General features: G+C 57.6%; 8 protein-coding genes. 2 read left to right on the top strand and 6 right to left on the bottom strand.

Features of this window, described 5'->3' with window-relative positions; genetic code table 11:
• Positions 1-112: 112 nt before the first annotated feature.
• Positions 113-3,121, bottom strand: a complete 3,009-nt coding sequence (locus tag BMZ35_RS17785) for a cyclic nucleotide-binding domain-containing protein (RefSeq protein ID WP_242654843.1) — start codon at positions 3,119-3,121, stop codon at positions 113-115.
• A gap of 245 nt (positions 3,122-3,366) precedes the next feature.
• Here BMZ35_RS17785 and BMZ35_RS17780 point away from each other — a divergent pair, with 245 nt between their 5' ends.
• Entirely contained in the window at positions 3,367-3,738 is a 372-nt protein-coding gene (locus BMZ35_RS17780; RefSeq protein WP_242654842.1) for a DUF3307 domain-containing protein, read from the top strand.
• On the opposite strand, the gene BMZ35_RS17775 is transcribed toward BMZ35_RS17780, so the two are convergent.
• The 4 genes from BMZ35_RS17775 to BMZ35_RS17760 all read right to left on the bottom strand — a co-directional run bounded on the left by BMZ35_RS17775 (position 3,731) and on the right by BMZ35_RS17760 (position 6,576).
• Positions 3,731-4,540, bottom strand: a complete 810-nt coding sequence (locus BMZ35_RS17775; RefSeq protein ID WP_093095833.1) for a MaoC family dehydratase — start codon at positions 4,538-4,540, stop codon at positions 3,731-3,733. The two genes, BMZ35_RS17780 and BMZ35_RS17775, sit on opposite strands and share 8 nt — an antisense overlap.
• Positions 4,533-5,741: a beta-ketoacyl-[acyl-carrier-protein] synthase family protein gene (locus BMZ35_RS17770; protein WP_207503007.1), complete on the bottom strand. Its 1,209-nt coding sequence runs from the start codon at positions 5,739-5,741 to the stop codon at positions 4,533-4,535. The genes BMZ35_RS17775 and BMZ35_RS17770 overlap by 8 nt, the downstream gene beginning before the upstream one ends.
• A gap of 2 nt (positions 5,742-5,743) precedes the next feature.
• Positions 5,744-6,007, bottom strand: a complete 264-nt coding sequence (locus tag BMZ35_RS17765) for an acyl carrier protein (protein ID WP_093095830.1) — start codon at positions 6,005-6,007, stop codon at positions 5,744-5,746.
• A 176-nt stretch (positions 6,008-6,183) separates the two neighbouring features.
• Entirely contained in the window at positions 6,184-6,576 is a 393-nt protein-coding gene (locus BMZ35_RS17760; RefSeq protein WP_093095826.1) for a rhodanese-like domain-containing protein, read from the bottom strand.
• Positions 6,577-6,773: 197 nt separating this feature from the next.
• On the opposite strand from BMZ35_RS17760, the gene BMZ35_RS17755 reads away from it, so the two are divergent.
• Entirely contained in the window at positions 6,774-7,898 is a 1,125-nt protein-coding gene (locus BMZ35_RS17755; RefSeq protein ID WP_093095822.1) for an FRG domain-containing protein, read from the top strand.
• On the opposite strand, the gene lepA is transcribed toward BMZ35_RS17755, so the two are convergent.
• A complete protein-coding gene (gene lepA, locus BMZ35_RS17750; protein ID WP_093095818.1) occupies positions 7,870-9,669 on the bottom strand; it encodes a translation elongation factor 4 in 1,800 nt (599 codons plus the stop codon). The genes BMZ35_RS17755 and lepA overlap by 29 nt on opposite strands.
• Positions 9,670-9,701: the final 32 nt, after the last annotated feature.

Raw genomic sequence — 9,701 nt, 5'->3', positions numbered from 1 at the left:
AGATTTTGCTCCGTAGGCGCCGAATCCGCCACCGAGTCACCCCAATTCCGGCCATGAATCGGCACCCGACGCCATTCGAAACGCCCATTTCCGGCGCGACTCGCGGCGATTCCTATGAGTCGTCGCTCGACTCGGTCTGTTTAGGGGCGCCGACATAGCCCGCAACTGCCTGAAGGATACGGAACGCCGTCGAAGCATCATTCTCCACGACCGCCATGAACTCCGATTCCCCCAATCGCAACATTTCCAGGTCGGTATGCGCCAGCATGTCGAGAGCTCGCTTCTCTTTCCTCAGGAGCGCCAGTTCCCCAACAAGAGTCCCCGGCCCCGCCACTGCGATCAGATTTTGCTTTCCGTCTTCTGTCTCATATCCCAACCCGGCTTCACCTTCGAGGATCAGGTAGGCGCCGTCCGCAGGATCATCGCCCATGCGGAAAACGTAATTCCCCGCGCTTTCCTGGTGCCATTGAGCACCGAAGGCCAGCAGTCGCAACTGACGGCGCGAGAGGTTGGCAAACATGTCAGTCGAAACCAGTGCCCGCATCTTGCGCCGCAGATCCGCGCTTGCGGCATTGTCGGTTTCTTCCACCGTAACAGCGCCGCCGTCTTTCAGCCGTCCATGTTCCAGCTCGAGCACCATGTCCAGGGCATCTGGATAGGAGAACTCCTCTTCCAGCAGGATCAGGGTCGCCTCGGGCAAAAGGCGGCGCAGCCTCTCTATGGTACTCTGCTTTTCGGCGTCATCATAATTCACAAGACAGCGGTTCAGGATCAGGATGTCCGGCTTCTTGATCGCCGCACGGCTGATTGCCAAAGGCTCGAAGAAAGCGGTCGGCAACCCTGCCCCGGCGATGCCCGACGGAACGGCATAGAGCAATTCGGCCACCTGCTGTTTCAACCCGGCTTCGCGCAGCGTGTCCGCCACGATGTCCCGGATCGCCTCGCCGCGCATGCCGGCTGCGGCCGACAGTTTGCCGTAAATCGCGTTCTCAAGAACGGTCAACCCGGGCGCAAAGGCGTCTTCCCGTAAAGGAGCAAAATGAACCACCAGCCATTCCGACAGCTTTTCTGATTGGGTCCGCCGCAGTTCGAGAATGGATGCCTTGAGTTCCTCACTGAAACCCGGGCCGATCCGTTCGGCGGACACTTCGAAAGGCAGGGCCAGCATCTGTACCAGTTCCCCGCGCTCCATCGCATCAAGTCCCACAGACCGGCTCTTCTCAACAAGCGCGACTTTGTTGGTGAACACATCCGGGTTCAACCCCAGTTGCCGGAACAGCGGGTGATCCGTGCCATCCACACCAAATGTCTGGTTGAGCATCTCGATCACTTCCTGCGACATGCGCAGGATTCCGTCTTCGATGCCCAGCTCATGCAGAAGATCGAGAAAATCGCTGATGGCTTCGGGAGAGGTGTCCTCAATCGGTTTCCGGGGCGTGGCGAAGAAAAGGTTCGCGGCCACGGGAAGCGCCGGGTTGTATTGCGTCGGGTCGAACCGATAGTAGAATTTGTCCAGCCCCGCCTCTTCCATCTTCTCCCGGATCACCGGGCGCATCTCGACAAGCGCATCGGCCAGCTCTTCATGGTCGGACTGTTTGAAGGTCTGGTCCAGCCCGCGCCGGAAAAGCGCGTTTCCCGCACCCGTGGCGTCCATCAGTTCAAGCCACCAGGCATGTACTTCATCCTCGCTCGCCATACCGGCAAGGGTCGGATCGACCCAATCGGAATAGAACCGGTCGGGGCTGTTGCCGGTACGCTCTGTTTCATAGGCGCGCTTCTTATCCTCGGCTTCTCCTTCGGGGTCGGGAAGCTCCGATACCGGGCGGCGCTTCAGCGGCATCAGGACATTGTGCCCAAACGTCCCCTCGAAAACGTAAGGCGCCGGATCCGCATAACCGACCCGCGTGGCGATTACACGCTGATGCACGCGGGACAGATCGACCTCACCAACCTCGATCCGCCCGCTCATCGGCACGATTTCCCGTGTGAACAATTCCGCGATCGCGCGCCGTTCTTCGGCATCCTGAGATGCGATCCCGACCAAGGCCCCTTGTGGAAGGGTTATGTCGATATTTTCGAGAACCGAGTCGCCATCGTGGTCACGCACATAAACGTCCTTGAACACGATGTTGCCCGTTAGACGCGGGATGTCTTCCGGTTCCCCTTGGATAAGAGACTCGTCAATCATGCCCGACGGCGTGAAACGCTCGCCGATCAGGGTCCAGCGCAGCGACAGGTCCTGAACGCGGTTGTAATAGTTAAGGAGCTCTTTCCAGGGGCTGGACAAGTCCTTGTAGGCCGCCAATGCCGCCACGAGCGCACCTAGCGAAACCTGCCCCCGGATCACGAGGATACCGCCCACGAGATAGAAAAAGAACGGCGTCAGCTGCGTGATGAAGTTGTTGAGGAACTTCATGAAGAACTTTTTCTTGTAGATCGTCAGACGGATCAGGAACAACGTGCCAAGACGGCGCGTAATCCGTGACAAACGATACCTCCAGCCGCCATTGCCGCGAAGCTCGGGCGCTCCGGTCGCGGTTTCCCCGATTTCGGCGGCAAGGTGGCGCACTTCTTGAATGCGGTCCTTGTTGTGCAGATTGATCTGGCGCTGCAGCTTGGGGATCAGCCAGGCCTGCAGGGGAATCAAGGCGATTGCAGCCAGGCCGAACCAGAAACTCTGCAGGAACAGAAAGGCAAGGATGGTGAGCATCTGCCCCGCCTGCATAACAGGCAGGGAAACAGCGTCCCCCATCATCCCGCCCATCGGTTCGGCCTCGGCCGTGATCATCGCCACCAGCTCGCCCTGCGACGTGCGTTTCAGGTAAGGTTGCGGAAACCGTGTGATCTGCGTGATCAAGGTAAAGCGGAACCGCCGCAACATGCGTTCGGACAACACCCCCTTCATTGTGTTGATACGCATCTTCATCAGGCCGTGGCCCAGAACCGCCACAAGGAAGAGAACGCTCAGCATGATCAGGAAACTTTCCTGATCCATTTCATAATCGAAAACGTCGATGATGGACTGATCGGAATCAATCGCGTCATTGATGATCCGCTTGGGCAGTTCGAGCGTGAGGAACTGCAACGGGAACAGGCAAGCCGTCAGAAGCAAGAGCAGCAACTGATCCCGCTTCGAATACTTCCATATAAACGAAAAGAGCGTTGGTTCTATCGTCTGAACTCCCGAGCCACTTTTGGAATGTGGCAATTGTTCTGTCCGTGCTGGGCCGATGCTAGCAATGTTAGCCCGCGCAATTCAAACGCTTTCTTTTTCACGAACGACAAGCGAAGTTTGCGATAATCCATATCAGGCGCTAGGCTCTGGACGAGAGGGGTTACACAGGACCATCGGCGATGGATCATGACATGACTATTCTGCTGCTGTTTGCAGCGCTCCAGATCAAACATCTGGTTGCGGATTTCTTCCTGCAGAATTCCAAGATGATCATGGGACGGGAAAAATACTGGCACGTGGGACGTGCACAACATGCTGGCATCCATGTGCTTATGACAGCCGTGATCTTTGCCTTGTTTGGAACGGATCTCACCTTGATCCTGTGGATCGTTCTGGCCGAGTTCGTAGTGCATTTCCACATCGACTGGGCCAAGGCGCGCTATTCTACAAGCCGCGCCCTGACCCCGGATCAGCCGATGTATTGGTACGCCATGGGCACGGATCAGGCCCTTCACCAACTGACTTATATCGCGATGGTCTGGGCCTGGCTGAGCTTCAGTTGATCACCGGCTCTGTCTGCACATCCATGATCGCGGCGATGATATCTTCACTCGTCACCGCAAAGACCCGCGCCATCTGAACAAAACCGTCAGCGTCGGTTTTTCGCGGCACCATAGCAAAGCGCACACTTGCCCCAACGGGCACGGATGCCATGAAACGGGCCTTCATCTCCCGCACCCATATCCCCGGCCACGCTTGTACCAGCGCGTATTCGCAAACCCCGCACAGCATCATGCCGGGCAACACCGCGCCGGGCAGCCCGACAGCGCGCGCCGCATTATCATCGCTGTGGATCGGGTTGCCATCATGCGACAGCGCAAGATAGCTTAAAACTTCCTCCGCGCCAATCGCGCCAGTCACGTGCCAGACGGTCTGGGATGTTTCGAAACGCGAAGAAAAAGACGTTCCCTGGATCGCGGCCATTTCCTCAAAAGACACGAACCGTAACCGGGTCTGCATACGGGCCAACGCCGCGTCTCCGCTTTGGATTTCAAAATCGAAACGAGCCGACATCGCTGCAGCCTCCCCGGAAATCCAGATTTCCGGACAACCTTCAGGGTAGATGGGTGCTGCGCGCTGAAACACTTGGGCTTCATGCACGACGCCAAGCCCTTCAGGCGGTGTCATCGCGTGGGTTAGTTCCCTGATCTTCGGCGCCCCTAACAGCATGGCAGGGGCAATCATCGGCACGTCAGGGCCAGTTTCCACCCCCACCGGCGCGGCCAACACCGCGCGCAGGTCACGCGCCGCCTCTTCATTCACGAGACGGACCCCGCGCACACAGCGCCTGGAAATGTCACTCATAGGTTTTCAGGATCAAGGTCGCGTTGATGCCACCAAAGGCCAGAGAGTTCGACATGACCGCGCGGGTCGAAATCGGGCGGGCCGCATTGCCGACCGGGTCGATTCCGATCTTGGGATCAACCTCGTTGAAGTTGATCGTCGGGGGGGCCGATTGCCGTTGCAACGCCCCAAAAGACGCCACCAGTTCCAGCGCCCCCGCCGCGCCAAGCGCGTGTCCGTGCACCGGTTTGGTCGACGAAACTTCCAGCCCGGCCAGATCCTCGCCAAAGACAGAACGCAACGCGGCAACTTCGTTGATGTCATTGGCGACCGTACCGGTGCCATGTGCATTGACGTATCCGATGTCACTTCCTTGCAGCCCCGCATCGGCAAGGGCCAGGTTCATACAGGCCGCCGCACGCTCGGGGTTGGGGCGCAGCAGGTCGCCGGCATCCGAGTTTGTACCGTAGCCGGCGATTTCGCAGAGAATGTTCGCCCCGCGCGCCTTAGCGCTTTCAAGGGTCTCCAGCACAAAAACGCCCGACCCTTCGCCCAGCGTCATACCGTTGCGATCCTTGGAAAAAGGCCGATTCTTATCAGCTGTCATGACCCGAAGCAGCTCCCAAACCCGGAACACTCCGCCCTCAAGACTGGCTTCAGAGCCGCCAGCCAAACAGCGATCCATCACGCCTGCCTTCAGCAATTGGTAAGCCAACCCAATCGACTGGCTTCCAGAGGAACAAGCGGTCGCGAGGCAATAGGCCGGACCCATTGCATTGAACTCCATCGACACCCAGCTCGCCGCTGCGTTGTTCATGATCTTGGGCACTGACATGGGATCAAGCCGCATGCTGCCTTCAACACTGAACTTCATGTAGTTGCGATCCAGGGTCTGCGCCCCTCCGAAGCCCGACCCGATCGAAACACCACATCGGTCCCCGAAGTCCTCCGGGCCAAGCCCCGCCTGAGCCACGGCTTCCCGCGCGGCCATAACGGCGTAGTTGGACACTGGCTCGCGCATGCGATGGCCCGCGTCCTCTTCGATTTTCTCTTTAGTTTCAGGGGCAAGCGCCGCCGCAGTCCCAACACGTTGCTGGTCAATATTCGTGAACTTCACAGGACGCACACCGGAGGCGCCGGACTGGGTGGCCTGCACCAACGCGTCGGCGCCGAGGCCGCAGGCAGAGACTGCGCCCATGCCGGTAATGACAACCCGTTTCACGTTCAGGCGGCCTTTTGATCTTCGATTTTCGTGATCACCAGGTCCAGAAGGTCCTGCACGGTTTCCACATCCGACAATTCGTTGTCGACCGAGATATAGACATCGTACTTCTCTTCGATCGCCATCAGGATCATGACGAAGTCGGCCGACTGGATATCAAGGTCTTCGAGCCGTTTTTCCGGCGCGATTTCAGACGCTTCCACCATACCTTCATCTGCGACAAGGGCCAGAAGTTCCCGTGTCAGCGTCTCGCGGTCAGTGCTCATGTCCGTCCTTCCAGAGTAGTCAATCCGTTCTAAAGACCCTTACGGGCTGACGGGTCCGGGCTCAAGTCTATTGAGCATTTCCGCAAGATTCCAGCGCGAAGTTCGCGTCAACTTGGCGCTGGAATGCCCAATCGGTATCACGTCGGTATAATGTCGGTATTGCGTCGGTATCCCGATCACATGCCCGGATCGACCGGTTCGGACGCCGGACCACCCGCTTCGACCCAGTCTTTCAGCCCGCCAAGATTGTAGACCTCGGCATAGCCCATGTCCTTGAGCAGCTTCCCGGCCAAGGCCGCCCTGCCCCCGCTGGCACAATGCAGGATCACCGGACGATCAAACCGCAACTCAGGGTCATGAAACTGCGTCGCCGGATCGGCGCGAAACTCCAGCATCCCGCGCGGGATGTGGTGGCTCCCTGCGGCGCGCCCGTTCATCTGCAATTCCGGCGCATCCCGAATATCCAAGAGAAGCGCACCCTCGGCCATCTTGGCCTGCGCGTCTTCGGTCGAGATTTTTGGCACAACCGCATGAGCGGCTTCGAGCATGGCAGCAGCAGTAAGGGGCATGGGGAGTCTCCTGTTCAAATCGCGTTGACTGCAGTTTGCGGGATGGGGTTCGGGAGTCAATGCCCACCAACAAAGGGCAGCGCCCGACCCTGGGTGGGCGTGAAGCGCCCTCCCGTGGGGAGTGAAGGCCGTCTCGGAAGTGATCCAGCGGATCAATTCAGGCCTGAACGGGCGGAGCCCATGGGCGCTGCCCGGCGATGCCGGGCAAAACCGTGGGCAAGAAAAATTCAGCGTTTCGTGGTCAAACCGAAACCGACAAACGTTTCCGTTTACGTTTCTGGATGCTACGATTTCCGGATGTGAGTTCAATTAAAGATAGCATGGATATGGCGCTGATTTCATCATTGGGAGAATACCTAGAGTGGGTTGCATCGCTCGATTTTCGAAGCACAAACGGTCGCTTGTTGTTTAGGGGACATAGCAACAAAGCTTACGACGCTCTTCCTTCGGTTTTTAGAAACAGTCATTGGGCAGAAAGAGAGGATGAGATGCTGAAGCGATTGCTAGCGACTCATCCAGAAAGCTTTGAGAAGGATGCTACAACGTTAGAAAAACTGGTTCGCGCCCAACACTACGGCCTTCCCACTCGATTATTAGACGTTACACGAAACCCTCTCGTAGCACTTTTCTTTGCCTGTCAAACGAGCAAAAACGATAACCGAAAACGAGAGACAACCGGGGAAGTCGTAGTTTTTTTGCCTAAGCCGCCGAGACAAAAATACTTTGATAGTGATACAGTTAGCTGTCTTTCAAATCTGTGCCTCCTATCAGATAGCCAATTAAAAAATGTGCAAACTCACGTAACAAAAAGCAGAGAGATTGCATTCGACAGAGAGCCTGACGACAAAGCAAAGTTCGAAGAAACATGGGTGTCTGAGTTCAACAATCACCCGGATGTCAAAAGATTGGTACACTTGGTTTCGATAGAAAGACCGGGCTTCGAAGCTAGGATCGATCCAAGAGACCTTTCCAATGTATTTGCAGTGGTCCCCAAAAAGTTGAACGCAAGAATCTCTGCTCAGTTTGGTGAGTTTCTGGTGTACGGTTTACGGCTAAGGCCGGAAGACCATTTCTTTGTAGATGACGTAGAGTTCGAAGAAGTATACGTTTCCGGGTCACGTAAGCAAAGGATCCTCGACGAGCTTCGAGTATTGACCATTGGCCGTGAGAACTTGTTCCCCGAAATTGACAAAACAGCGGAGCAAATTGCGACTGAACTGGGACCACCACCCAAGTCACTCGAAAAGAAATCGCCTAGAGTGAAACGGGCGCAAAATCGAAGCCCTGCCCCCCTCACCCATCCATCTTCAAAGCAGAAATAAACGCCTCCTGCGGGATATCCACTTTCCCGAACTGGCGCATCTTCTTCTTACCCGCTTTCTGCTTGTCGAGCAGTTTGCGTTTCCGTGAGGCGTCGCCGCCGTAACATTTCGCGGTCACGTCCTTGCGCAAGGCGGACAGCGTTTCGCGGGCGATCACCTTGCCGCCGATGGCTGCCTGAATCGGGATCTTGAACATGTGGCGCGGGATCAGGTCTTTGAGCTTTTCGCACATTGCCCGGCCCCGCTGTTCGGCGCGGTCGCGGTGGACCATGGTCGAGAGCGCATCGACGGGTTCGTCATTCACCAGAACCGACATCTTCACGAGGTTATCCTCGCGGTAGTCTTCCATCTGGTAGTCGAACGACGCATAGCCCTTGGTCACGGATTTCAGACGGTCGTAGAAGTCGAACACCACTTCGTTGAGCGGCAGGTCATAGACCACCATCGCGCGGCTGCCCGCATAGGTCAGGTCAAGCTGGATGCCGCGGCGGTCCTGACAGAGTTTCAGAACGTCGCCAAGATAATCGTCCGGCACAAGGATCGTCGCCTTGATGCGCGGCTCTTCAAGGTGGTCGACCTTGGACATGTCGGGCATGTCGGCGGGGTTGTGCAGGTCGATCTTGGTGCCGTCTTTCATGTAGACGTGATAGATCACGCTCGGCGCCGTGGTGATCAGCTCGATATTGTATTCCCGCTCGATCCGGTCGCGGATCACTTCAAGGTGCAAGAGCCCAAGGAAGCCGCAGCGGAAGCCAAAGCCCAGCGCGGCGGAGGTTTCCATTTCAAAGCTGAAGGACGCATCGTTCAGCGCCAGCTTGTCGATGGCATCGCGCAGGTCTTCGAACTCGGCCGAATCCACTGGGAAGAGGCCACAGAACACCACCGGCTGGGCCGGTTTAAAGCCCGGCAGCGCGGTTTCGGTGCCGTTGCGGTCATTGGTGATCGTGTCGCCGACGCGGGTGTCGCGCACCTGTTTGATCGAGGCGGTGAGAAAGCCGATTTCACCGGGGCCAAGCTCGTCGATGACCTGCATCGCGGGGCGGAACACGCCGATCCGGTCGACATGGTGCAGGGTGCCGTTCGACATGAACTTAACGCGCATGCCTTTCTTGAGAACCCCGTCCATGATCCGCACAAGCACGATCACGCCGAGATAGGCGTCATACCAGCTGTCCACCAGCATCGCCTTCAAGGGGGCGTCGCGGTCGCCCTTGGGGGCGGGCAGGTGTTGGACGATGGCTTCCAGCGTTTCGTGGATGCCCTGCCCGGTCTTGGCGCTGACCTGGATCGCGCCCGAGGCGTCGATGCCGATCACGTCCTCTATCTGTTCGGCGACGCGGTCGCAATCCGAGGCCGGCAGGTCGATCTTGTTGAGCACCGGAACAATCTCGTGATCCGCGTCAATCGCCTGATAGACGTTGGCCAGCGTCTGCGCCTCGACCCCTTGGGTGGAGTCGACCACCAGTAGCGAGCCTTCGACCGCGCGCATGGAGCGGGAGACCTCATAGGCAAAGTCGACGTGACCGGGGGTGTCGATCAGGTTGAGCACATAGGTCTCGCCATCGTCCGCCTGGTAGTCGATGCGGACGGTGTTGGCCTTGATGGTGATGCCGCGTTCACGCTCGATATCCATCGAGTCGAGAAGCTGTTCCTTCATGTCACGGTCCTGCACCGTGCCGGTCTCTTGTATGAGACGGTCGGCAAGCGTGGATTTTCCGTGGTCGATATGGGCGACGATGGAGAAATTGCGGATTTTCGAGAGCTCTGTCATGGATCGGCATATGAGCGGAAATGCGGGTTTGG

Source organism: Shimia aestuarii, assembly GCF_900114635.1.
Classification (GTDB): Bacteria; Pseudomonadota; Alphaproteobacteria; order Rhodobacterales; family Rhodobacteraceae; genus Shimia; species Shimia aestuarii.
Note: the sequence above shows the minus strand (reverse complement) of the source record. Positions and strands in the feature narration are given on the sequence as shown.